Source organism: Sporosarcina sp. YIM B06819, assembly GCF_033485175.1.
Lineage (GTDB): Bacteria > Bacillota > Bacilli > Bacillales_A > Planococcaceae > Sporosarcina.
This window is the reverse complement of sequence record NZ_JAWLIQ010000011.1, coordinates 65,480-91,251: the sequence shown is the minus strand read 5'-3', so window position 1 is coordinate 91,251 and position 25,772 is coordinate 65,480. Positions and strand designations below refer to the sequence as shown.

The following is a 25,772-nucleotide window of genomic DNA, read 5'->3' as shown; positions in this document are numbered from 1 at the left end:
TATCCTGTATGAAAGGGAATTTCCGTGCACTCAATGCTTATCAAGGCGGTTTGTAGAGGAAACATGTATAATTATTTAAAAGGAGGTGGTTCATATGTTGAAAAGAGTAGTTCAAGTGTCATTCTTGCTTATCGGTGGAACACTCGGCGTCTTATTTTTACCGCATTTATTCACATTATTTTCTTTCGCTTCAAATCCATTTATCAATAATCCGTATGTTTTCGCCACTGTCGGAACAGCAATTTTATTTGTGTTAAGTCTCTTTCTAACTGAACCAATCGTTAATTTTATCAAATGGATGGAAGAACGTTTACTGAAGGCGCCGATTTTTGATTTGTTGTTTGGAACGATTGGTCTGATGGTTGGTTTAAGTTTGGCGTTTCTTGTTAGTTTCGGTTTAAATAGTATCCAGCTTCCGATTATCACGTCTGTCTTACCTATTCTAATGTCGATTCTTCTCGGTTACTTAGGGTTCCAGGTTGGTTTTAAAAAGCGTGAAGAGTTCATACATGCCGTGCAATCTACAAAAAGTAGCGGATTGAAAAAGAAAGATACCGAAGAAGTGTCTGTGAAAACGAACGGTAAGCTCAATAAGATATTGGATACAAGTGTCATTATTGATGGTCGAATCGCGGATATTTCAGCAACTGGTTTTCTTGAGGGGGTACTCGTAGTGCCTCAGTTTGTCTTGACAGAATTACAGCATATTGCAGACTCTTCGGATACGTTGAAAAGGACTAAAGGTAGACGTGGGCTGGATGTCTTAAAGCGCATGCAAACAGATGATGGTCCCAATATTTTAATCACAGATGAGGATTTTGCCGATGTTTCAGAAGTTGATTTGAAACTTGTGCGCTTGGCGAAAAAAATGGGTGGAATTGTCGTTACCAATGACTTTAATCTTAATAAAGTAGCGGATTTGCACGGAGTATCGGTGTTGAATATTAACGACTTGGCGAATGCAGTGAAACCAGTAGTTATTCCGGGTGAAGATATGCATGTTGTCGTTATTAAGGATGGTAAAGAGCATAATCAAGGCATTGCTTATTTGGATGATGGGACGATGATTGTTGTCGAAGATGGAAGATACCATATTGGTAATGCAATCGATGTTGTCGTGACAAGCGTGTTACAAACTTCGGCAGGAAGAATGATTTTTGCGAAACCGAAAAACGGCAAATCTGCAAGAGCGAATTGAGCATTATTGAAAGAAGAGGAAGATCAGTCGTGAAGTATACAGTCATGATGCCGGCAGCTGGAAGCGGACAGCGGATGGGTGCCGGCTACAATAAACTTTTTTTGAAATTAGATGATAAGCCAATTCTTGCGCATACACTTGATGTGTTTGAAGGAGATCTGGCGTGTGAAGGAATTATTTTGGCGGTAAAGCCAGATGAACGGCAGGCTATTCAGTCCATGCTTGAACAGTATGCCATCACGAAAGTGACCGCGATGGTAGATGGAGGGGGCGAGCGGCAAAATAGTGTCGCCGCCTGTATTCGAGCGTATAAAGGGAGTGGAATCGTCCTTGTTCATGACGCCGCAAGGCCATTTATTCGCCGTGCAGTTATTAACGAACTTGTTCAAGTTGCGGCTGAGCATGGCGCGGCAATTGCGGGTGTTCGGGCGAAAGATACAATGAAATTTGCTTCGGCGGGTGTAGTGGAGGACACGGTAGATCGAGACAAGTTGTGGATTATCCAAACACCGCAGGCATTCCGTTATACGTTATTGCAAGAGGCCTCTAATAAGGCTGAAGATGAGGGCTTTCTTGGCACGGATGAGTCAATGCTAGTTGAGCGACTAGGTCATCCTGTGAGGATTGTGGAAAGTACCTATGACAATGTCAAGATGACAACGCAGGAAGATCTTGTTTTTGGAGAAATTTTATTAAATAGACGGTAGGTGGAGAAAGATGATTCGAATTGGACAAGGATTTGATGTGCATGAATTCGCGGAAGGACGTCCGCTTATTGTTGGGGGAATTACGATTCCGCATGATAGGGGATTGACGGGGCATTCTGACGCGGATGTATTGCTACATACAATTACCGATGCGGCACTTGGGGCGATTGGTGAGGGGGATATCGGGAGACATTTCCCTGATACAGATGCGGCGTTTAAAGATGCTGATTCTGCGGTACTTTTAGAAGAAATTTGGAAGCTTGTTGAAGATAGAGGGTACAAGCTGGGCAATATTGATTGTACGATTATGGCCCAAAAGCCAAAGATGGCACCCCATATTGATAAAATTCGTGAACGTGTGGCACAACTGTTACATGCGGATATTACGCAGGTGAATATCAAAGCGACAACGACGGAGAAATTGGGCTTCGTAGGACGTGAAGAAGGTATCGCATCGATGGCTACAATTTTACTTGTGAAGTCATAACTAGGCGTCATTGATAAGGGGTCTAGCAAGTGGTAGAATGGCATGTAATCAAATGAGAACGGAGATGTACGAACTATGACAACAGAAGTACGTGTACGCTATGCGCCAAGTCCAACTGGCCATTTACATATCGGTGGGGCGCGAACAGCGCTTTTCAATTATTTATTTGCACGCCATCACGGTGGGAAATTCATCGTGCGTATAGAGGATACGGATATTGAACGTAATATCGAAGCTGGCGAGTTGTCACAACTCGACAATTTGAAATGGTTAGGTATCGATTATGATGAATCTGTTGATATCGGTGGGCCATACGCTCCTTATCGTCAAATGGAGCGCCTCGATATTTATACAAAGCATGCACAGGAAATGCTAGCTAGTGGGCATGCCTATAAATGTTTCTGCACGACGGATGAGCTTGAAGCGGAGCGTGAAAAACAGAAGGCATCTGGCATTGCAGCTCCAATGTATGGCGGAACTTGTCGTAACCTGACGGCTGATGAAGTTGCGACGAAAGAAGCGGCAGGCCTTGCGCATACCATTCGTATGAGAGTTCCGGAAAATATTACGTATAAAGTGGAAGATCTTGTCCGTGGTACGGTATCATTCGAATCGAAGGATATTGGTGATTGGGTACTAGTTAAAGCAAATGGCATTCCGACGTATAACTTCGCGGTTGTCTTTGATGATCATTTCATGAAAATCTCTCACGTTTTCCGTGGTGAGGAGCATTTGACGAACACGCCGAAACAATTAATGATATTCGACGTTTTCGGATGGGAATACCCACGTTACGGACATATGACATTGATTGTCAATGAGGATCGTAAAAAACTTTCCAAACGTGATGAATCCATTATTCAATTTATTTCACAATATAAAGACCTAGGTTATTTACCACATGCGATGTTCAACTTCTTTGCCCTTCTTGGCTGGTCGCCGGGTGGGGAAGAAGAAATCTTCTCTCATGAAGAATTGGTTAAGTTATTCGACGAAAGTCGTTTATCGAAATCACCTTCTATGTTCGATAAACAGAAATTGACGTGGATGAACAATCAATATATGAAACAGATGAGCCTTGACGAAGTGGTCGATTTTGTCTTGCCGCATCTACAAGCGGCAGGCCTTGTGAAGGAAGAAATGACGGAGCAGGAAAGTGCATGGGCACGCGATTTGATAGCCCTTTACCACGATCAACTGAGCTTTGGAGCTGAAATTGTTGAATTGTCAGCCCAGTTCTTCACGGACGAACTTGAATACGATGAAGAATCTCTTGCTGTATTAGCGGGAGAGCAAGTACCGGAAGTAATGGCTTCGTTCAAAACTCAATTAGAAGCGCTTGAAATATTCGATGCAGATTCTATTAAAGATGCTATTAAAGCAGTTCAGAAGGAAACGGGTCATAAAGGGAAAAACTTATTTATGCCAATCCGTGTTGTGACGACAGGTCAAATGCATGGTCCTGAATTACAGGCTTCGATTGCGCTAATTGGTAAAGAGAAGTCGATTGCACGCGTCGATAAGTACGCGAAGTAATTGCATTGACTTTAAAGTGATCCAACGTGTAAAATAATTGATTAACAGCTATGAAGATTTAGCTCGGCATATATAAATTATCTTAAGGAACGCAGTTTAAGGACGCGACATCCTAATCACGTGCCTTAATTTCTGCAAAAGCACAGAAATACGGCAAATCGAACCCTTCGCAGTTCGATTCGCAACAACTGCATGACCTACATCCTGTAGGCCTAAAGCTTTGATAAGGAGAAGTACATATTGCAAGCTCTTCAGAGAGGATCATCACCGGCTGTAAGTGATCCGTGCCGCTGCAATGTGGAAATGCACCTTTGAGTGCCGTGCCGAACGTGAGTAGGCCGGACGCATCGTCAGCGTTATGGACGTTAAGCGGGAAGGGAACACCTTCCAAGCGGAGTGGAACCGCGCATTTAATGCGTCTCTGTCATTTTTGGCAGAGGCGTATTTTTTTATTTTTTTTGATGAAAAGAAGGGGGAGAGAACATGTTTCGTCTTATGAAAGAAGATATTCAGTGCATATTTGAACAAGATCCAGCAGCGCGTAGTACACTAGAAGTTATGCTTACGTATTCAGGTCTTCATGCCATTTGGTCTCATCGCATTGCACATGCATTGTATAAAAAAAGATTGTTATTTTTAGCTCGAATTGTGTCGCAAATTAGCAGATTTTTCACGGGGATTGAAATCCACCCTGGTGCAACAATTGGGCGAAGGTTTTTCATTGACCATGGGATGGGGGTTGTGGTGGGCGAAACATGTGAAATCGGTAACGACGTCACGATTTACCAAGGTGTGACGCTTGGTGGAACGGGTAAAGAAAAGGGGAAGCGCCATCCGACACTTTGTGATAATGTGCTCGTTGCGTCAGGTGCGAAAGTGCTTGGTTCCATCACGATTGGGGAGAATAGTAAAGTGGGAGCTGGGTCAGTTGTGCTAAAGGATGTACCGGCAGATTCAACGGTTGTTGGAATCCCAGGGACGATTGTCATTACGAATGGTGTTAAAGTAAAAGGGAAGTATGATCATCAAGCGATGCCGGATCCGGTGGCCGATAAATGTAGAATGCTTGAAAATGAACTTGAAAGTTTGAAAGAGCGACTTGATGAAATAGAGAAATCTGCTAAGAAGGAAGGAAACTTATTATGACGATTCAAATTTACAATACGCTTACGCGAAAAAAAGAACCTTTCATCCCGATGGAAGAGGGAAAAGTGAAGATGTATGTCTGCGGGCCAACTGTCTACAACTACATCCATATCGGCAATGCCCGTCCGGTTATTGTGTTCGACACAGTTCGACGCTATCTTGAGTATCGCGGTTTTGATGTTTCCTACGTGTCGAATTTTACAGATGTTGACGATAAAATTATTAAAGCGGCTAATGAGTTAGGGGAAGAAGTTGGTGAGCTGACAGAGCGGTTCATTAAAGCCTATTTTGAAGATGTTGGGGCACTTGGTTGCGGTAAGGCTGATGTTCATCCGCGCGTGACTGACCATATTGAAGACATTGTCGAGTTCGTCAAAGCCCTCATCGATAAGGGGTTTGCTTACGAGTCACAGGGAGACGTTTACTACCGTACGCAGAAATTTGAAGGTTACGGAAAGCTGTCACAACAATCAACGGATGAGTTAAAAATCGGCGCGCGTATTGAGGAAGGGATTAAGAAAGAAAACCCACTTGATTTTGCGTTGTGGAAAGCGGCGAAGGAAGGCGAGATTTCATGGGAGAGCCCGTGGGGTGCTGGACGCCCAGGGTGGCATATCGAATGTTCAGTGATGGCACGTGAGCATCTGGGTGATACGATTGATATTCACGCGGGTGGTCAAGATTTAACGTTCCCGCATCACGAAAACGAAATTGCGCAGTCCGAAGCGATGACGGGTAAGCAATTTGCACGCTACTGGATGCATAATGGTTATATTAATATCGACAATGAAAAAATGTCGAAATCACTCGGAAACTTTGTGCTGGTAAACGATATCCGCAAGCAAATTGATCCACAAGTATTGCGTTTCTTTATTTTATCTGTTCATTACAGACATCCAGTCAATTTCTCGCAAAATCTTGTTGAAGGGGCAGCGAATGGTTTGGAGCGTATTCGCACAGCGTACAACAATTTGCAACACCGACTCGGAGCGTCCGCGGACCTTGGCGATCAGCGAGATGTCTGGCTTCACAAAGTGGATGAATTCAAACAGGCTTTTGAACTGGCAATGGATGATGATTTCAATACGGCCAACGCAATTGCAGCGATTTTCGAACTTGTGAAGTTAGCAAACGTCTATCTGTTAGAGAAGAATACACAAGCTGACGTGCTTCAGCATTTCATCCAGACATTTGATGGTTTGTTAACAGTTCTTGGGCTACCGTTTATGAGTGCAGTCGATTTACTGGATGAAGACATCGAAGTGTTGATTGAAGAACGACTAGAAGCGCGCCGCAATAAAGACTTCAAGCGCTCAGATGATATCCGTGATGAATTGAAGGCGAAGGGAATTCTCTTAGAAGATACAGCCCAAGGTACACGCTGGAAGAGGGACTAAACAGCATGTATAACTTGCGTGATATAGACGTTAAACAATTAAATGCCCTAGCTCTTGCGTATATGGGGGATGCAGTGTACGAACAAGTGGTTCGCGAGCATCTCCTGCGCTCGGGGCGAGTGAAACCCAATGTGCTACATAAAGAAGCGACGAGCTATGTGTCTGCGAAATCACAGGCGGCGGTTGTAAAAATGATGCAACAAACTGGGTTTATGACAGAGGAAGAAGAAGCGGTCATGAGACGTGGCCGCAATGCGAAATCGGGGTCGGTCCCTAAAAACACCGATGTCGTGACGTATAATTACAGTTCTGGGTTTGAGGCGGTTGTAGGATGGTTGCATTTACTAGGCAGGACAGAACGCGTCGCAGAATTTATTGGTGAATCGATAGCTTATATCGAAAAATTGAAGGAGGAGGGGAAGTCATGACAGAAATTGAAGCAGAATTGATTGGCGGAAAAAACCCTATTGTTGAAGCGTTGCGCTCTGGCAGGGAATTGAATAAGATTTGGATTGCTGAAGGACTGAACAAAAAAGGGATTGGAGAAATCCTGTCATTGGCAAAAGAAGCAGGTGTTATCGTTCAGGCGGTGCCGAAGCAGAAGTTAGACGGCATGCTGGATATAAATCATCAAGGGATTATTGCATCGGTTGCGGCTTACGAGTACGCGGAGCTTGAGGATTTGTTCAACGTCGCGAAAGAGCGAGGGGAGGACCCGTTCTTCATTATCCTCGATGAACTTGAAGATCCTCATAACTTAGGTTCTATCCTGCGGACGGCAGATGCATCAGGCGCACATGGCATTATTATTCCGAAGCGTCGCGCTGTCGGCTTGACAGGTGTTGTGGCGAAGGCGTCAACAGGTGCAATTGAACATATCCCGGTTGTGCGTGTGAATAATCTTTCGCAGACAGTGGAGGAGCTGAAAAAGCGCGGTGTTTGGATTGCGGGCACGGATGCTGCTAAATCTGTAGACTATAGGCTGATGGATGCCACGTTACCGCTTGCAGTTATTATCGGTAGCGAAGGCAAGGGGATGTCACGTATTTTGAAAGAGAAATGCGATTTTCTTTATCATTTGCCGATGGTAGGGCATGTGACGTCACTGAATGCTTCTGTCGCAGCTTCTTTACTTATGTACGAAGTGTTACGCAAACGTCAGCCATATAAGTCCGGCAGATGAAAACGGATGTACTCCTTGTCGATGGCTATAACGTCATCGGCGCATGGCAGGAGTTGCGCCAACTAAAGGCGAAACGGTTAGCTGATGCACGTGATCGCCTTATTGAGCGAATGGCGGAATACAAGGCACATACAGGATGGCGTGTTATCATCGTTTTCGATGCGCATCTTGTGCCTGGTGTTGAAAAGAAGAAGCGGCATCACGATGTTGAGCTTGTCTTTACGAGGGAAAACGAAACTGCGGATGAGAGGATAGAAAAACTAGTCTCCGAATTGAGTGGGCGACGGGTGCAAATACATGTGGCAACATCAGATTTGACAGAGCAATGGGTTATTTTTGCGCAAGGGGCACTTCGAAAATCATCCAGAGAATTAGAAATTGAAATGGATGAAATCGATAAAATTATCTCGGGAAAAGTGAAGAAATTCCAAGAGCAGCGCCCGTTTTCGAAGATCCCCTTAACTGACGAAGTTGCGGAAATATTTGAAAAGTGGCGGCGTGGGATAAAATGAACGGTTGACGTAAAAAAAATTCTTACGGTATACTTGTAATATAATAGTGATAGCGAACCGGGGTGATCCAGTTGGTGGAGAGGACATACGTTGAAGGTGGCATATCGGATTTCACCGGGTTATCTGACGGAGAGATTATTGCAATTATCCATGAAGGGAACACGGATGCACTTGATTTTCTTATTACTAAGTACCAATCATTTGTTAGATTGAAAGCGCGCTCATACTTTTTAATCGGTGGAGATCGGGAAGATATCATCCAAGAAGGTATGATTGGTCTATACAAAGCGATTCGGGATTTTAAAGAGGATCGGCTAAGTTCATTCAAGGCGTTTGCAGAACTGTGCATCACGCGGCAGATCATTACGGCTATTAAAACAGCGACAAGGCAGAAGCACATTCCGCTCAATACATCAGTATCGTTGGACAAGCCTGTATTCGACGAAGAGTCCGATCGCACATTGCTGGACGTAATTGCAGGACCGATTTTGGATGACCCAGAAGGTCTTATTATCCACAAGGAAGATTTTATTCAGATGGAAGAAGAGATGAATAAGGTGTTAAGTGGTCTTGAGAAGCAAGTGTTGGCGCTCTATTTAGATGGGCAGTCCTATCAGGAGATTTCGGAAGAGTTAAACAGACAGGTGAAGTCGGTCGATAACGCGCTTCAACGTATTAAGCGCAAACTTGAGCGTTATATGCAAGTCGACGCGGTGCGTTAATTGCAAATTCCCATCGTATTGACATCACTAAAGTTAGATGGTACTCTTTAGCAAGACTATGAGTCATATAGGGTGAGTAAATGTCTAAAAAAGTTAGTTTAAGTTGCGATAGATGTGGATCACGAAATTATTCCGTGCCAGCACGGAGCAATAAGTCCGCCGAAAGGTTGTCGCTTAAAAAGTTTTGCAGCCATTGCAACGAACATACAATGCATAAGCAGACAGCGTAATATCGTTAGTCTGATAGCAGTATCATATTTATATTCGGGGGTTTACGGTATAATGGGCAAGTTAATCAGTTTTTTTAAAGACGTCGTCTCGGAGATGAGAAAAGTCAGCTGGCCGAAACGTAAAGAATTGACACGCTATACAATTGTTGTTCTTTCAACGGTTGTTTTTATGGCTGTATACTTCGGACTTATTGATCTTGGCATTTCACGAGTAATGGAATGGTATCTCGCGTTATAATAAAGCAGTATGAATAAAGACTTTGAAAAAATATCCCGTCTGACAGTATGAACGGGTTTTTTCAATTGTCTCGAATTCAAGCGCCTTGCGCTATTCTTAATTTGTATGGAAAAAGGAGGGACGGACGTACAGTCCTCGTTATTATGGATATGGAGAAAAATTGGTATGTCGTTCATACGTATTCCGGTTATGAAAACAAAGTAAAAGCTAACCTGGAGAAACGTGTAGAAACGATGGGGATGCAAGATAAAATTTTCCGCGTCGTCATCCCAGAAGAAGAAGAAACAGACTTCAAAGATGGCAAGAAGCGGGTAATGATGAAAAAAACATTCCCTGGTTATGTCTTGGTGGAAATTATTATGACGGATGATTCATGGTATGTTGTCCGCAATACACCTGGAGTTACAGGTTTTATCGGTTCTTCTGGTGGAGGGGCGAAGCCAACACCGTTGCTGCCTGAGGAAGTCACTTTCATCCTTAAGCAGATGGGTGTGAAAGAGCGTAAGATAGAAGTTGACTACGTTCTTGGTGAAATGGTTCAAGTACTTGAAGGGCCATTCGCGCATTTCCAAGGTAAAGTGGAAGAGATTGATCTAGAGAAGGCGAAAGTGAAAGTATCTGTCGATATGTTTGGTCGGGAAACGAAAATGGAACTCGACTTTGAACAGGTTGAAAAATTATAATCGATTGCCACTTGCGTACATTGCAAAATTGTGGTATCATTTCAAAGGTCAGACTATGACTAAGTAATCTGAACGGATTAACCAAATTCTACCGGCGTAAGCCGGCAGGCACATATTGAGTGGGAGGGGTAACCCTATTACCACATCACGGACTTAAGGAGGTGTGTCTCGTGGCTAAAAAAATCATTAAAGTTGTTAAATTGCAAATTCCTGCTGGAAAAGCGAACCCGGCTCCACCAGTTGGACCGGCGCTAGGACAAGCAGGTGTGAACATCATGGGATTCTGTAAAGAATTCAATGCGCGTACAGCTGATCAAGCAGGTCTAATTATTCCTGTTGTGATTTCTGTGTTCGAAGATCGTTCATTCACATTCATTACAAAAACTCCACCGGCAGCAGTATTGCTGAAGGTTGCAGCTAATCTTCAAAAAGGTTCAGGTGAGCCGAATAAAAAGAAAGTTGCTACTGTAAAACGCGATAAAGTTCGCGAAATTGCAGAAACAAAGATGCAAGATCTAAACGCAGCATCAGTTGAAGCAGCGATGGCAATGGTTGAAGGTACTGCACGCAGCATGGGTATCACGATCGAGGACTGATCTTGATTTCATGAAGTGCTGTTTCTTTGTAGTGGGGGTTGCGCTCGTTCTCTGGAACACGCAACCCTTATTCGTGGGAGGTTTAATCCGTTAAAACCACAATCGAGGAGGAAATTTTAAATGGCTAAAAAAGGTAAGAAGTTCGCAGAAGCTGCAAAGCTTGTAGAACGTATGAAAGCATACGACGTGAACGAAGCGATTGAACTTGCGAAAAAAACTAGCACAGTTAATTTTGACGCAACAATCGAAGTTGCATTCCGTCTTGGAATCGACACTCGTAAAAACGATCAGCAAATCCGTGGAGCAGTAGTGCTTCCGAACGGTACTGGTAAAACTCAACGTGTTCTTGTTTTCGCTAAAGGCGAAAAACTTAAAGAGGCGGAAGCTGCTGGTGCAGACTATGCTGGAGACGCAGAGTACATCACTAAAATCCAACAAGGTTGGTTCGATTTCGACGTTATCGTTGCGACGCCTGACATGATGGGTGAAGTAGGTAAAATTGGTCGTGTTCTTGGACCAAAAGGACTTATGCCGAACCCGAAAACAGGTACAGTAACATTTGATGTTACAAAAGCTATCGAAGAAATCAAAGCAGGTAAAGTTGAATACCGTGCAGACAAAGCTGGAATTATCCATGCTCCAATCGGAAAAGCTTCATTCGACAACGAAAAGCTTGTAGAAAACTTTGCAACTGTTTTTGAAACAGTGCAAAAAGCGAAACCTGCATCAGCAAAAGGCACATACATGAAGTCTGTTAATGTGACATCTACAATGGGCCCTGCTGTTAAAATTGATCCTTCAAGCGTAGTTATTAAAAACTAACATTGACAAATAACTAGTCCTCTGGTAAGATGACTTTTGTTGTGAATATAACCATTTGTACCGTAGACAGTAGGTGCGGCATGCCGCTTAAAATTCCTGCCGAGGACAAGACGCTCTTTTATTTTAAAGATGACGACTTTTCTGCCCTCGTTTCTACATTATGTAGCTACGAGGGCTTTTTCATATCGGTATAAGTGACCCCAAATTTTTTAGGAGGTGTCCAGATGAGCAAGATACTAGAAGCGAAACAAGCGGTAGTTGGTGAGATTTCTGACAAGTTAAAAGCATCAGCATCCGTTGTTGTTGTTGATTATCGTGGTCTTGATGTTGGCCAAGTTACTGAACTTCGTAAACAACTTCGTGAAGCGGGTATTGACTTTAAAGTTTACAAAAACTCAATGTCACGCCGTGCTGCTGAAGCTGTAGGACTTGAAGGGTTGAACGAATACCTTACAGGGCCAAACGCAATTGCATTCTCAAACGAAGACGTTGTTGCTCCTGCAAAAATCCTTAACGATTTTGCAAAGAAAAATGACAAACTAGAAATTAAAGCTGGTGTCATCGAAGGTGTAGTTGCATCAGAAGCAGACATTAAAGCGTTGGCGGAACTTCCATCACGCGACGGTCTACTTTCTATGCTTCTCAGCGTGCTTCAAGCTCCAATGCGCAACTTCGCGCTTGTTACGAAAGCCGTTGCAGAACAAAAAGAAGAACAAGGCGCTTAATCAAGCGGCCTGAAATACAACTTGCGAGCTAAAGCTCGACAAAAACAATTATTAGGAGGAAAATATAATGACTAACGCACAAATCCTTGAAGCAATCAAAGAAATGACAGTTCTTGAACTAAACGACCTTGTAAAAGCAATCGAAGACGAGTTCGGCGTAACAGCTGCAGCTCCAGTTGCAATGATGGGTGCTGGTGGCGGAGAAGCTGCTGCTGAGCAAACTGAATTCGACGTAGTTCTTACATCTGCTGGAGATCAAAAAATCAAAGTTATCAAAGCTGTTCGTGAACTTACTGGCCTAGGCTTGAAAGAAGCGAAAGAAGTAGTTGATAACGCTCCAAAAGCAATCAAAGAAGGCGCTTCTAAAGAAGAAGCAGAAGAAATGAAAGCTAAACTTGAAGAAGTTGGCGCAGTAATCGAACTTAAATAATTTTTTTGAATAAATGAAGGGAAGCTCGTCGGATATGGACGGGCTTTTCTTCGTTTTTTTATCTGCAAGTGATTATTCGAGAGGAGGACTTACATGTCTGAACATTATTACTCGAGAGATCCGAAAGTGAAAAGTGATCCGAAAGAGTGGTCCGCGGTGTTGCGTGGAAAAACACTACGTTTTAAGACGGATGCTGGGGTATTCAGTAAAGGTGAAGTGGATTTTGGTTCGCGACTCCTCGCTGAAGCTTTTGTTATGCCGGAAACGGAAGGAGCTATTCTGGACGTCGGTTGTGGCTATGGTCCAATTGGTTTGTCGATTGCCGCATCTTTTCCGGAACGGAGTATTCACATGATTGATGTGAATGAACGAGCGCTCTCTCTTGCTGTGCATAATGCGCGACAAAACGATATTGCGAATGCAGAAATTTATCCGAGCGATGCATTATCTGCGGTCACAACAAAAGGGTTTGCCGCGATTTTGACGAATCCGCCAATCCGTGCAGGAAAAGAGACGGTATTCAATTTTTATGAGGGAGCTTTTTTGAAACTTGTAGTTGGTGGCGAACTGTGGGTAGTCATCCAGAAGAAACAAGGAGCGCCTTCGACGATAGATCGTTTGGAAGAACTTTTCGGTAACGTTGAGGTAGTCGTAAAAAAGAGGGGTTATTATATTTTGAGAGTCAAAAAGTCTTGACTCCAGAGTGATGATATGGTAATGTTGTAAAATGCATAAATTATTATAGTGCGTTCGTATGCCCATTTGTATGAGAAATGGAAACAAAAGGTATACTAGCGATGTATAAAAGATTGTCAAACCGAAAATGAGCTCTTACCGGAACTCGTTTTCTTTTTGTTTTTTTCGATATCATACACTATTTTTATGGTTTCGCAAAGGACTAATATTGTTTTATGAGGGGTGAAAGAGTTGACAGGTCATTTAGTTCAGTATGGTCAACACCGTCAGCGTAGAAGTTTCGCACGGATCAGCGAAGTGCTGGATCTGCCGAATCTGATTGAAATCCAGACGGCATCTTATGAGTGGTTCATGGAAGAAGGGCTACGCGAAATGTTCCGCGATATTTCCCCGATTCAAGATTTTACGGGAAATCTTTCGTTGGAATTTATCGACTATCAGCTAGGAGATCCTAAGTATCCAGTTGATGAATCGAAAGAGCGTGACGTAACGTATGCAGCACCGCTGCGCGTAAAAGTTCGCTTGCATAACAAAGAAACAGAAGAAGTAAAAGAGCAAGATGTCTTCATGGGTGATTTCCCGCTCATGACAGAAAACGGGACGTTCGTTATTAACGGTGCGGAACGGGTAATTGTTTCGCAGCTTGTTCGCTCACCAAGCGTTTATTACAGCGATAAGACCGACAAAAACGGGAAACGCGGATTTGGCGCAACTGTCATTCCGAACCGTGGTGCTTGGCTTGAATATGAAACAGATGCAAAAGATGTTGTTCACGTTCGAATTGATCGAACGCGAAAACTGCCGGTTACTGTACTCCTTCGTGCGCTCGGATTCTCATCCGACCAGGAAATTATCGAGTTAATCGGTGACAATGAGTATTTACGCAACACGCTTGAAAAAGATAATACCGAAAGCTCTGAAAAGGCATTACTTGAAATATACGAGCGCCTTCGTCCAGGTGAACCACCAACACTTGATAGCGCGAAGAACTTGTTGTTCTCTCGTTTCTTCGATGCGAAAAGGTATGACCTAGCGAATGTTGGGCGTTATAAAATGAACAAAAAACTGCATGCGCAAAACCGTTTGTTCAATCAAACTGTTGCAGAAACGCTAGTTGATCCTGAAACAGGAGAAATTTTACTGGAGAAAGATCAACTCATTGATCGTCGTACATTGGACCGCCTTCTTCCGCATTTGGAAAAGGGAATTGGTTTCGAAGAGATTACCCATTCAAGTGGAGTGCTTGATGAGAAAATTACAATTCAATCCATTAAAATATATTCTCCAAAAAGCGAAGAGAAACAAGTTATTAATGTTATCTCCAACGCATATGTCGATGAGTCTATTAAGCATGTAACGCCTGCGGACATCGTTGCATCCATTAGTTATTTCTTCAACCTCCTTCATGGCGTGGGCAACACGGATGATATTGATCATCTTGGTAATCGTCGACTTCGTTCAGTTGGAGAACTTCTGCAAAATCAGTTCCGTATCGGACTTTCTCGTATGGAGCGTGTTGTAAAAGAACGTATGTCTATTAATGACACACAATCAATCGTACCGCAGCAACTGATTAATATTCGTCCGGTTATTGCGTCGATTAAAGAGTTTTTCGGAAGCTCGCAGCTTTCCCAGTTCATGGATCAGACGAACCCGCTTGCGGAACTGACACATAAACGTAGGCTATCTGCACTTGGGCCCGGTGGATTGACACGGGAACGTGCTGGGATGGAAGTCCGAGACGTTCACTACTCTCACTATGGACGTATGTGTCCGATTGAGACGCCAGAGGGACCAAATATCGGGCTGATTAACTCACTTTCAACATTTGCAAAAGTAAACAAGTTCGGATTCATTGAAACACCATACCGAAAAGTTGATCCTACGACAGGTAAAGTAACTGCCCAAATCGATTATTTAACTGCCGATGTGGAAGATAACTATGTCGTAGCACAGGCAAATGCAATCCTTGCAGAAGATGGTTCTTTCGTCAAAGAGGGAGTCGTAGGTCGTTTCCAAGGGGATAACACTGTATTTAAACGTGAACAGATCGATTATATGGATGTATCACCAAAGCAGGTTGTTTCTGCGGCAACGGCATGTATTCCATTCCTTGAGAATGATGACTCCAACCGTGCCCTAATGGGAGCGAACATGCAACGTCAAGCAGTACCTTTACTTAATCCAGAAGCGCCTTTCGTCGGAACGGGTATGGAACACGTATCAGCACGTGACTCAGGTGCCGCAGTTCTTGCGAAATACGATGGGATTGTAGAGCATGTTGAAGCGAAAGAAATTCGCGTTCGACGTATTGAGACGGTGGATGGCAAAGAAGTGCAAGGTGATCTTACAATTTATCGTCTTGAAAACTTTATCCGTTCGAACCAAGGAACATGTTATAACCAACGTCCGATTGTTAGTGTTGGAGATCGTGTCAAGCCGCTTGAAATTTTAGCGGACGGACCTTCAATGGAACAAGGAGAGCTTGCTCTTGGTCGTAACGTTCTAATGGCGTTTATGACATGGGATGGTTACAACTATGAAGATGCTATCATCATGAGTGAACGTCTTGTGAAGGATGATGTATTCACTTCGGTTCATATCGAAGAGTACGAATCTGAAGCACGAGATACAAAGCTAGGACCTGAAGAGATTACGCGTGATATTCCAAACGTTGGTGAAGATGCGCTTCGTAATCTTGACGACCGCGGAATTATCCGTGTTGGTGCTGAAGTTCGTGATGGCGATATTCTTGTTGGTAAAGTGACTCCAAAAGGTGTTACAGAGCTGACAGCTGAAGAAAGACTACTACACGCAATCTTTGGCGAAAAAGCACGTGAAGTTCGCGATACATCCCTACGTGTTCCACACGGTGCAGGTGGGATTGTACTTGATGTGAAAGTGTTTAATCGTGAAGACGGTGACGAATTGCCACCGGGCGTTAACCAGCTAGTTCGTGCTTATATCGTCCAGAAACGTAAAATTTCTGTCGGGGATAAAATGGCCGGGCGTCACGGAAACAAAGGGGTAATTTCTCGTATCTTGCCTGAATCGGATATGCCTTACTTACCGGATGGCACACCGATCGATGTCATGCTTAACCCATTGGGTGTACCATCACGTATGAATATCGGACAAGTTCTGGAAATGCACTTAGGTATGGCTTCTCGTAGTCTTGGTATTCATATGGCTTCGCCTGTATTTGACGGAGCTAATGAAGAAGATGTTTGGGAAACGATGGAAGAGGCTGGAATGGATCGCGACGGAAAAACAATTCTGTATGATGGTCGTTCTGGTGAAGCGTTCGACAACCGTGTATCAGTCGGTGTCATGTACTTGATTAAACTGGCGCATATGGTTGACGATAAGCTTCATGCTCGTTCAACAGGACCTTACTCACTCGTTACGCAACAGCCGCTGGGTGGTAAAGCTCAGTTTGGTGGACAGCGTTTCGGGGAGATGGAAGTTTGGGCGCTTGAAGCATACGGGGCAGCCTATACGCTTCAAGAAATTCTAACTGTGAAATCCGATGACGTTGTAGGACGCGTGAAAACGTATGAAGCGATTGTCAAAGGTGAAAGCGTTCCTCAACCAGGTGTTCCGGAATCATTCAAGGTTCTTATTAAGGAACTTCAAAGCCTTGGGCTGGACGTGAAGATGTTGTCACTCGACTTAGAAGAAATCGAGTTACGTGATCTTGATGAAGATGATGATATGCAACCAACGGACGCTCTGAATCTGATAAAAGAAGATCAGCCTGTCTGATTTGCCTAGTGAAGATACAACTGATTTTTTAGGGGGAATATGATGTTCCCCCTTCATATTTTTTTATAATAAAAGGTGTGCGCTTGCTCGGAAAAGCCAATTGCAGCGATAAGACTAAAGGGAGGTAGGCTCCTTGATAGATGTAAACAATTTTGAGTATATGAAAATCGGCCTCGCTTCACCAGATAAGATTCGTTCATGGTCATATGGTGAAGTGAAAAAGCCAGAAACAATCAACTACCGTACATTAAAACCTGAAAAAGATGGTCTGTTCTGTGAACGTATTTTCGGACCTACGAAAGATTGGGAATGTCATTGCGGTAAGTATAAACGTGTACGCTATAAAGGCGTCGTTTGTGATCGTTGTGGAGTCGAAGTAACTCGTCAAAAAGTGCGCCGTGAACGTATGGGGCATATTGAACTTGCAGCTCCGGTAACACATATTTGGTATTTCAAAGGAATTCCAAGTCGTATGGGACTTATTCTCGATATGACACCACGTGCTTTGGAAGAAATCATCTACTTCGCATCTTATGTTGTTGTAGATCCCGCAGATACACCACTTGAAAGAAAGCAATTGCTTTCTGAAAGGGAATATCGTATTTACCGTGAAAAGTATGGTTCTAAGTTCCAAGCACTTATGGGTGCTGAAGCTATTGAACGACTTTTGATGGCAATCGATCTGGATAAAGAAATGGAATTCTTGAAAGAAGAATTGAAAACTGTTCAAGGACAACGTCGTACGCGTGCGATTAGACGACTTGAAGTTGTTGAATCATTCCGTAACTCAGGCAATAAACCTGAATGGATGGTACTTGAAGTACTGCCGGTTATTCCGCCAGAACTACGCCCGATGGTACAGCTTGACGGTGGACGTTTTGCAACTTCTGACTTGAATGATTTATACCGGAGGGTTATTAACCGGAATAACAGATTGAAACGTTTACTTGACCTTGGAGCTCCAGGCATCATCGTTCAGAACGAGAAGCGGATGCTGCAAGAAGCAGTGGATGCACTTGTTGATAATGGTCGTCGTGGTCGTCCTGTTACAGGACCAGGTAACCGTCCATTGAAATCTCTTTCTCATATGTTGAAAGGTAAGCAAGGACGATTCCGTCAAAACTTACTTGGAAAACGTGTTGACTATTCTGGTCGTTCCGTTATCGTCGTAGGACCTAACTTGAAAATGTATCAGTGTGGTTTGCCGAAAGAAATGGCGATTGAATTGTTTAAACCATTTGTGATGAAAGAACTCGTTGAACGAGGACTTGCACATAATATTAAGAGTGCTAAGCGTAAAATTGAACGCCTTCATTCGGAAGTATGGGACGTTCTTGAAGATGTCATTAGAGAGCATCCAGTCCTTCTGAACCGAGCACCAACTCTTCACCGTCTTGGAATTCAAGCGTTTGAGCCGATTCTTGTAGAAGGGCGCGCAATCACACTGCATCCACTCGTTTGTACAGCTTATAACGCTGACTTCGATGGTGACCAGATGGCTGTTCACGTTCCTTTATCAGCGGAGGCGCAAGCAGAAGCACGTTTACTCATGCTAGCTGCGCAAAACATTTTGAACCCGAAAGACGGAAAGCCGGTTGTTACACCGTCCCAGGATATGGTATTAGGGAACTATTACATTACGTTGGAACGTAAAGGTGCAACAGGTGAAGGAACTGTGTTCTACAATGCGGACGAAGCGCTTATTGCTTACCATAATGGTCATGTGCATCTTCATTCGCGAATTGCTATTCAGGCAGGTTCATTGAATAACCCGACATTTACTGAAGAACAAAATGGAAAACTCCTTTTGACGACAGTCGGAAAGGTTATTTTTAACGAAATCCTACCAGAGTCGTTCCCATATATTAACGAGCCGACAAATTCCAACTTGGAAGTTGAAACGCCCGACAAATATTTCGTTTCAGGTACTGTAGATGTGAAAAAACACTTTGCAGAAATGGAACTTGTGGAGCCATTCAAGAAAAAGATTCTTGGGAATATTATTGCGGAAATCTTCAAGCGTTTCCACATTACGGAAACGTCGAGAATGCTCGACCGTATGAAAAACCTTGGATTCAAATATTCAACACGTGCAGGAATTACAATCGGTATTTCTGATATCGTTGTATTACCTAACAAAGATGACATTTTGCAAGAAGCGCAAGATAAAGTGGATAAAGTGCTACAACAATTCCGCCGCGGTCTCATAACAGAAGAAGAACGATATGATCGTGTTATTTCTTACTGGAGTCATGCGAAGGATGTTATCCAAGCTAAGCTAATGGATTCTCTTGATCACTCGAACCCGATTTATATGATGAGTGACTCTGGTGCGCGGGGTAACGCGTCCAACTTCACGCAGCTTGCGGGTATGCGTGGTCTGATGGCCAACCCGGCTGGTCGTATTATCGAACTTCCAATCAAATCTTCATTCCGTGAAGGGTTGACAGTACTTGAGTACTTCATCTCCACACACGGTGCGCGTAAAGGACTTGCGGATACAGCACTTAAGACAGCTGACTCGGGTTACTTAACACGCCGACTTGTCGACGTTGCACAGGACGTTATTGTTCGTGAAGATGACTGTGGAACAGACCGTGGTCTGGAAATTAGTGCATTGATGGAAGGCTCGGAATTGATTGAAGGGCTGGATGAACGTATTGAAGGTCGTCACACGAAGAAAACAATTTACCATCCTGAAACAGGTAAATTGATTCTTGAAAAAGACGGTTTAATCACAGCGGATGCTGCACGTAACATACTTGATGCGGGTCTTGAAACTGTGACAATTCGTTCGGCGTTTACTTGTAATACGAAACACGGCGTCTGTAAGAAATGTTACGGCATCAACTTGGCAACAGGTGAAACAGTCGAGGTTGGTGAAGCGGTTGGTATTATCGCTGCACAATCTATCGGTGAGCCTGGTACACAGCTTACGATGCGTACGTTCCATACAGGTGGAGTTGCTGGGGATGATATTACACAAGGTCTTCCTCGTATCCAAGAGATCTTTGAATCGCGAAATCCGAAAGGGCAAGCGGTTATTTCGGAAATCAAAGGTAGCATCATTGAAATCGATGAAATCCGTGAAGGTCAGAAAGAAATTACAATTCAAGGCGATGTTGAAACGCGTAAGTATCTTGCGCCATACAATGCACGCTTGAAAGTTGAAGTCGGCGATTCTATTGACCGCGGTGAAGTCATTACAGAAGGTTCTATCGATCCGAAAGAATTGATTGTTGTAAAAGACGTTGCCACTGTTCAGAATTACCTCTTGAAAGAAGTTCAAAAAGTATACCGTATGCAAGGTGTTGAAATTGGTGACAAGCACGTAGAAGTAATGGTTCGCCAAATGCTTCGTAAAGTGCGAGTTATTGAAGCGGGTGACACGGATCTATTGCCGGGCTCACTACTTGATATCCATCAATTCTCAGATGCGAATGCAGTGGTACTTAAAGTTGGTAAAGTTCCAGCGACATGTCGCCCTGTCATTCTCGGTATTACAAAAGCATCACTTGAAACAGAATCCTTCTTGTCGGCAGCATCATTCCAAGAAACAACTCGTGTCTTGACGGATGCAGCTATCAAAGGGAAAACCGACGAACTACTTGGTTTGAAGGAAAACGTTATTATCGGGAAACTTGTACCAGCTGGAACGGGAATGCAACGTTACCGTCACATCGTTATGGAACAAGGTGGAGAGAAGAATTCGGCTAAGAAAGTTATCGCTGAATAAATCAATGCTGAAACGGGGGAATTCAATTCTCCCCGTTTTATCCTTTATGTGTTGACAATTTTCTCGCTAGATGATAATATACAAAAGGTTGATAGTTGAATGTCTGTACTTTGGAGGATATGGAAATGTCTTATGAAAAAGTCGAGCGGGCAAAGAAGACAATCATCGGTACAAAGCAGACAGTGAAAGCGATCCGTGCAGGGATAGTGACTGCAGTCATTATCGCGCAAGATGCAGAAGAACGGGTTATCGCTCCAGTAATGGAGGAAGCCAAGCTTCATAGCATCCAAGTGACATATGTTGATTCGAAAGATAGACTCGGAAATGCATGTGGAATTCAAGTCGGTGCAGCCGTGGTTGCGATTACTGGATAATGGTTTTTGTGTGAAAAAAGCACAAAGACTTTGTTTTTACCCCAAAAATGAACCACCTGGATGTGTGGTCTTAAAAAAGAAGTACGGAAGGAGGAAAAACCGATGCCTACAATTAATCAATTAGTTCGTAAACCGCGTAAACCTAACTCGGAAAGTTCTAAATCACCAGCACTCGGGAAAAGCTATAACAGCTTCAAAAAGTCAATGACAAACGTGAACTCACCACAAAAACGGGGTGTTTGTACACGTGTCGGTACAATGACACCGAAGAAGCCGAACTCGGCACTTCGTAAATATGCACGTGTTCGTTTGACAAACTCTATGGAAGTCAATGCGTACATTCCTGGTGAAGGTCACAACCTACAAGAGCACAGCGTAGTACTTATTCGTGGAGGACGCGTAAAAGACTTACCTGGTGTTCGTTACCATGTTGTTCGTGGAGCACTTGATACTGCCGGAGTTACTGGACGTATGCAAAGCCGTTCTAAATACGGAGCTAAAAGACCTAAAGTTAAAAAATCTTAATCTAAAAAATCTAAATTAGTTTCTTGAAAGGAGGATAACAACATGCCACGTAAAGGCCCTGTTGCTAAACGTGACGTACTTCCGGATCCGATTTATAATTCGAAGCTCGTCTCACGTCTCATCAATAAAATGATGGTTGACGGTAAAAAAGGTACATCTCAAAAAATCCTCTATGGTGCGTTCGAGCTTGTAAAAGAACGTTCTGGTAAGGAGCCACTTGAAGTATTTGAAGCGGCACTTAACAATGTAATGCCAGTTCTTGAAGTAAAAGCACGCCGTGTAGGTGGAGCAAACTATCAAGTACCAGTTGAAGTACGTCCTGATCGCCGTACAACACTTGGACTTCGTTACCTTGTTAACTACTCACGCACACGCGGAGAAAAAACAATGGAAGAACGTCTTGCGAACGAAATCCTTGACGCTTCTAACAACACAGGTGCATCTGTGAAAAAACGCGAAGAAATGCACAAAATGGCAGAAGCGAACAAAGCATTCGCTCACTACCGCTGGTAAAATCAAGCAGTTCTTTAGTACTCTAATCCGAGACGGAAGGAGATCAAATACATGGCTAGAAAATTCTCCTTAGAGAATACACGTAACATCGGTATCATGGCTCACATCGATGCTGGTAAAACAACTACGACTGAGCGTATTCTTTACTACACTGGTAAAATCCACAAAATCGGGGAAACGCATGAAGGTGCATCTCAAATGGACTGGATGGAACAGGAACAAGAACGCGGAATCACAATCACTTCTGCTGCAACAACAGCAGAGTGGAAAGCTCACCGCGTAAACATCATCGATACACCAGGTCACGTGGACTTCACTGTTGAAGTTGAACGTTCACTTCGTGTTCTTGATGGTGCTGTAACAGTACTTGACGCTCAATCGGGCGTTGAACCACAAACTGAAACAGTTTGGCGTCAAGCGACAAACTACGGCGTTCCACGTCTAGTTTTCGTCAACAAAATGGACAAAACCGGTGCAGACTTCCTATACTCTATCGGTACGCTTCATGAACGTCTTGGAGCTAATGCACATCCAATTCAATTGCCGATGGGTGCGGAAGATACATTCCACGGTATTATCGATTTAGTAGAAATGAAAGCAACTTTCTATGCTGACGACACAGGTATGAACACAGAAGTGAGAGATATTCCTGAAGAATATCTTGCACAAGCTACAGAATACCGTGAGAAACTAGTTGAAGCAGTTGCTGAATTCGACGAAGATCTAATGAACAAGTTCTTGGATGAAGAAGAAATTACAATTGCAGAAATCAAAACAGCTATTCGTAATGCTACATTAGCTGTTGAATTCTACCCAGTTGTATGTGGAACTGCATTCAAAAACAAAGGTGTCCAACTCGTCCTAGACGCAGTTATTGACTACCTTCCATCACCACTAGATATTCCTGCTATGAAAGGAACAAATCCTGAAAATGACGAAGAAGTAGAACGTCACTCAAGTGACGAAGAGCCATTCTCGGCACTTGCATTCAAAGTTATGACGGATCCTTATGTAGGTAAATTGACATTCTTCCGTGTGTATTCTGGTGTTCTTCAATCAGGATCATACGTACAAAACTCTTCTAAAGGTAAGCGTGAGCGCGTAGGACGTATCCTACAAATGCATGCGAACTCCCGTGAAGAAATCGCTGAAGTACATGCAGGGGAAATTGCTGCTGCAGTTGGACTTAAAGATACAGGTACAGGTGATACACTTTGTGACGACAAAGCACTTGTAATTCTGGAATCAATGGAGTTCCCAGAGCCAGTAATTTCACTTTCTGTTGAGCCGAAAACAAAAGCCGACCAAGATAAAATGGGTATGGCACTTGCTAAGCTTCAAGAGGAAGACCCAACATTCCGTGCGCACACAGACCAAGAAACAGGAGAAGTAATCATTGCTGGTATGGGTGAATTGCATCTTGACGTTCTTGTAGACCGTATGCGTCGTGAATTCAATGTAGAAGCGAACGTCGGTGCTCCGCAAGTATCTTACCGTGAAACATTCCGTGCTTCAGCGGAAGTTGAAGGTAAATTCGTGCGTCAATCCGGTGGACGCGGACAGTTTGGTCACGTTTGGATCGAATTCTCTCCTAACGAAGAAGGAAAAGGATTCGAATTCATTAATAACGTTGTCGGAGGAACAGTTCCACGTGAATATATTCCGGCAGTTGAAGCAGGTATCCGTGATTCACTTGATAATGGTGTAATCGCTGGTTATCCTTTGATTGACATTAAAGCTCGTCTATTCGACGGTTCTTATCATGATGTTGACTCCAATGAAATGGCGTTTAAAATTGCTGCATCTATGGCATTGAAAAACGCTGTATCAAAAGTTAACCCGGTTCTTCTTGAGCCGATGATGAAAGTTGAAGTAATTATTCCTGAAGAATACATGGGAGATATCATGGGTGATGTTACATCACGTCGTGGTCGTGTAGAAGGAATGGAAGCACGTGGTAACGCACAAGTAGTTCGTGCAATGGTTCCACTTGCGAATATGTTTGGCTATGCAACAGCTCTTCGTTCTAACACACAAGGACGCGGAAACTTCTCAATGGTATTTGATCACTACGAAGAAGTGCCAAAATCAATTGCAGAAGAAATAATCAAGAAAAACAAGGGCGAATAATTTATAAATTGAACTTGTTTCCATAATAAATAACTTGTAAGATATGGGTAGTTGGAGGGGCCCCTCCGACACCCGTAATTACAAATAAAAACAAAAAACTTTCATATTTTAAGGAGGAATTCCCAAATGGGTAAAGAAAAATTCGATCGGTCCAAAACACATGCTAACGTTGGAACAATTGGTCACGTTGACCATGGTAAAACAACTCTAACTGCAGCAATCGCAACAGTTCTTTCTAAAAAATTAGGTGGTACAGCTCGTTCATACGCTGACGTTGATAACGCGCCAGAAGAAAAAGAGCGTGGAATCACAATCAATACTTCACACATCGAGTACGAAACTGCAACTCGTCACTACGCACACGTTGACTGCCCAGGTCACGCCGACTATGTTAAAAACATGATCACTGGTGCTGCTCAAATGGACGGCGGAATCCTAGTTGTTTCTGCAGCTGATGGCCCGATGCCACAAACACGTGAGCACATCCTTCTTTCACGTCAAGTTGGTGTTCCATACCTAGTTGTCTTCATGAACAAATGTGATATGGTTGATGACGAAGAGCTTCTTGAGCTTGTAGAAATGGAAATTCGTGATCTTCTTTCTGAATATGACTTCCCTGGCGATGACATTCCTGTCATCAAAGGTTCTGCTCTTAAAGCACTTGAAGGCGACGAAGCATACGAAGAAAAAATCATGGAACTTATGGCTGCTGTTGACGAGTATATCCCAACACCACCACGTGATACTGAAAAACCATTCATGATGCCTGTTGAGGACGTATTCTCAATTACAGGACGTGGAACTGTTGCTACTGGACGTGTTGAGCGTGGAGTAGTTAAAGTTGGGGATGTTATTGACATCATCGGTATCGTTGAAGAACCAAAATCTACAACTGTTACAGGTGTAGAGATGTTCCGTAAACTTCTTGATTATGCAGAAGCAGGCGACAACATCGGTGCTCTACTTCGTGGTGTAGCTCGTGACGATATCCAACGTGGACAAGTACTTGCTAAACCAGGTACAATCGTTCCGCACACGAAGTTCACTTCAGAAGTATATGTTCTTTCAAAAGAAGAGGGTGGACGTCACACTCCATTCTTCTCTAACTACCGTCCACAGTTCTACTTCCGTACAACTGACGTGACTGGCGTTATCGCACTTCCAGAAGGCGTAGAAATGGTTATGCCTGGAGATAACATTGAAATGACAATCGAACTAATTGCTCCAATCGCTCTTGAAGAAGGTACGAAATTCTCTATCCGTGAGGGTGGACGTACTGTAGGCGCTGGCGTTGTAGCAACAATCATTAAATAATTCTTTTTTCTTGAAAATCCCGCCCTTGTGGCGGGATTTTTTTCGTTAATAGATTTTAATAGAGAGAAAAACTAAATATTTATTGACAGGTGGCGTATCTTCTGATA

At 43.4% G+C, this 25,772-nt stretch carries 25 protein-coding genes and 2 other annotated features; all 25 genes read left to right on the top strand.

The features are described 5' to 3' along the window. Window positions 1–94: 94 nt before the first annotated feature. Entirely contained in the window at window positions 95–1,198 is a 1,104-nt protein-coding gene (locus R2B72_RS09160; protein ID WP_318616175.1) for a PIN/TRAM domain-containing protein, read from the top strand. Between the two features lie 29 nt (window positions 1,199–1,227). Beyond that, entirely contained in the window at window positions 1,228–1,905 is a 678-nt protein-coding gene (gene ispD, locus R2B72_RS09155; protein ID WP_318616174.1) for a 2-C-methyl-D-erythritol 4-phosphate cytidylyltransferase, read from the top strand. Between the two features lie 10 nt (window positions 1,906–1,915). Continuing rightward, window positions 1,916–2,392, top strand: coding sequence for a 2-C-methyl-D-erythritol 2,4-cyclodiphosphate synthase (gene ispF, locus R2B72_RS09150; protein ID WP_318616173.1), 477 nt, complete (start codon window positions 1,916–1,918; stop codon window positions 2,390–2,392). Between the two features lie 75 nt (window positions 2,393–2,467). Next, the gene (gltX, locus tag R2B72_RS09145) at window positions 2,468–3,928 is read left to right on the top strand and encodes a glutamate--tRNA ligase (protein WP_318616172.1); all 1,461 of its coding nucleotides are present in this window, start codon (window positions 2,468–2,470) and stop codon (window positions 3,926–3,928) included. A 211-nt stretch (window positions 3,929–4,139) separates the two neighbouring features. Next, window positions 4,140–4,354, top strand: a binding site (T-box leader). Window positions 4,355–4,411: 57 nt separating this feature from the next. Next, window positions 4,412–5,074, top strand: a complete 663-nt coding sequence (gene cysE, locus R2B72_RS09140; protein ID WP_318616171.1) for a serine O-acetyltransferase — start codon at window positions 4,412–4,414, stop codon at window positions 5,072–5,074. Further along, window positions 5,071–6,471 (top strand): cysteine--tRNA ligase, encoded by a 1,401-nt coding sequence (gene cysS / locus R2B72_RS09135; protein WP_318616169.1) that lies wholly within the window; start codon window positions 5,071–5,073, stop codon window positions 6,469–6,471. Before cysE ends, cysS begins: the two co-directional genes overlap by 4 nt. Before the next feature lie 5 nt (window positions 6,472–6,476). Beyond that, the gene (locus R2B72_RS09130; RefSeq protein ID WP_318616168.1) at window positions 6,477–6,899 is read left to right on the top strand and encodes a Mini-ribonuclease 3; all 423 of its coding nucleotides are present in this window, start codon (window positions 6,477–6,479) and stop codon (window positions 6,897–6,899) included. Beyond that, the gene (gene rlmB / locus R2B72_RS09125; RefSeq protein WP_318616167.1) at window positions 6,896–7,654 is read left to right on the top strand and encodes a 23S rRNA (guanosine(2251)-2'-O)-methyltransferase RlmB; all 759 of its coding nucleotides are present in this window, start codon (window positions 6,896–6,898) and stop codon (window positions 7,652–7,654) included. Before R2B72_RS09130 ends, rlmB begins: the two co-directional genes overlap by 4 nt. Continuing rightward, complete coding sequence (locus tag R2B72_RS09120) at window positions 7,651–8,166, top strand: NYN domain-containing protein (protein WP_318616166.1); 516 nt, start codon at window positions 7,651–7,653, stop codon at window positions 8,164–8,166. Before rlmB ends, R2B72_RS09120 begins: the two co-directional genes overlap by 4 nt. Window positions 8,167–8,267: 101 nt before the next feature. Next, window positions 8,268–8,888 carry an RNA polymerase sporulation sigma factor SigH gene (sigH, locus tag R2B72_RS09115; protein ID WP_412177817.1) on the top strand — a complete coding sequence of 207 codons (621 nt, stop codon included), beginning with the start codon at window positions 8,268–8,270 and terminating at the stop codon, window positions 8,886–8,888. 80 nt (window positions 8,889–8,968) lie between these two features. Then, a complete protein-coding gene (gene rpmG, locus R2B72_RS09110) occupies window positions 8,969–9,118 on the top strand; it encodes a 50S ribosomal protein L33 (RefSeq protein ID WP_318616163.1) in 150 nt (49 codons plus the stop codon). A gap of 52 nt (window positions 9,119–9,170) precedes the next feature. Then, complete coding sequence (gene secE / locus R2B72_RS09105; protein ID WP_318616162.1) at window positions 9,171–9,356, top strand: preprotein translocase subunit SecE; 186 nt, start codon at window positions 9,171–9,173, stop codon at window positions 9,354–9,356. A gap of 149 nt (window positions 9,357–9,505) precedes the next feature. After that, complete coding sequence (nusG, locus tag R2B72_RS09100; protein WP_318616247.1) at window positions 9,506–10,039, top strand: transcription termination/antitermination protein NusG; 534 nt, start codon at window positions 9,506–9,508, stop codon at window positions 10,037–10,039. 170 nt (window positions 10,040–10,209) lie between these two features. Next, the gene (rplK, locus tag R2B72_RS09095; protein ID WP_318616160.1) at window positions 10,210–10,635 is read left to right on the top strand and encodes a 50S ribosomal protein L11; all 426 of its coding nucleotides are present in this window, start codon (window positions 10,210–10,212) and stop codon (window positions 10,633–10,635) included. A 120-nt stretch (window positions 10,636–10,755) separates the two neighbouring features. Next, a complete protein-coding gene (gene rplA / locus R2B72_RS09090) occupies window positions 10,756–11,457 on the top strand; it encodes a 50S ribosomal protein L1 (protein WP_318616159.1) in 702 nt (233 codons plus the stop codon). A 42-nt stretch (window positions 11,458–11,499) separates the two neighbouring features. Further along, window positions 11,500–11,649, top strand: a sequence feature (ribosomal protein L10 leader region). Window positions 11,650–11,681: 32 nt separating this feature from the next. Continuing rightward, window positions 11,682–12,182, top strand: a complete 501-nt coding sequence (rplJ, locus tag R2B72_RS09085) for a 50S ribosomal protein L10 (RefSeq protein ID WP_318616158.1) — start codon at window positions 11,682–11,684, stop codon at window positions 12,180–12,182. A gap of 67 nt (window positions 12,183–12,249) precedes the next feature. Continuing rightward, entirely contained in the window at window positions 12,250–12,612 is a 363-nt protein-coding gene (rplL, locus tag R2B72_RS09080; RefSeq protein WP_318616157.1) for a 50S ribosomal protein L7/L12, read from the top strand. 93 nt (window positions 12,613–12,705) lie between these two features. Next, entirely contained in the window at window positions 12,706–13,308 is a 603-nt protein-coding gene (locus R2B72_RS09075) for a class I SAM-dependent methyltransferase (protein ID WP_318616156.1), read from the top strand. Window positions 13,309–13,539: 231 nt separating this feature from the next. Beyond that, a complete protein-coding gene (gene rpoB, locus R2B72_RS09070) occupies window positions 13,540–17,073 on the top strand; it encodes a DNA-directed RNA polymerase subunit beta (protein WP_412177814.1) in 3,534 nt (1,177 codons plus the stop codon). A gap of 133 nt (window positions 17,074–17,206) precedes the next feature. Further along, window positions 17,207–20,809: a DNA-directed RNA polymerase subunit beta' gene (rpoC, locus tag R2B72_RS09065; RefSeq protein ID WP_318616154.1), complete on the top strand. Its 3,603-nt coding sequence runs from the start codon at window positions 17,207–17,209 to the stop codon at window positions 20,807–20,809. 125 nt (window positions 20,810–20,934) lie between these two features. Further along, entirely contained in the window at window positions 20,935–21,183 is a 249-nt protein-coding gene (locus R2B72_RS09060; RefSeq protein ID WP_318616153.1) for a ribosomal L7Ae/L30e/S12e/Gadd45 family protein, read from the top strand. A 102-nt stretch (window positions 21,184–21,285) separates the two neighbouring features. Then, the gene (gene rpsL, locus R2B72_RS09055; protein ID WP_318616152.1) at window positions 21,286–21,708 is read left to right on the top strand and encodes a 30S ribosomal protein S12; all 423 of its coding nucleotides are present in this window, start codon (window positions 21,286–21,288) and stop codon (window positions 21,706–21,708) included. Between the two features lie 42 nt (window positions 21,709–21,750). Beyond that, window positions 21,751–22,221 (top strand): 30S ribosomal protein S7, encoded by a 471-nt coding sequence (gene rpsG / locus R2B72_RS09050; RefSeq protein WP_318616151.1) that lies wholly within the window; start codon window positions 21,751–21,753, stop codon window positions 22,219–22,221. 51 nt (window positions 22,222–22,272) lie between these two features. Beyond that, complete coding sequence (gene fusA, locus R2B72_RS09045) at window positions 22,273–24,351, top strand: elongation factor G (RefSeq protein ID WP_318616150.1); 2,079 nt, start codon at window positions 22,273–22,275, stop codon at window positions 24,349–24,351. Window positions 24,352–24,477: 126 nt separating this feature from the next. Beyond that, window positions 24,478–25,665 (top strand): elongation factor Tu, encoded by a 1,188-nt coding sequence (tuf, locus tag R2B72_RS09040; RefSeq protein WP_318616149.1) that lies wholly within the window; start codon window positions 24,478–24,480, stop codon window positions 25,663–25,665. The last annotated feature ends 107 nt before the right edge of the window (window positions 25,666–25,772 follow it).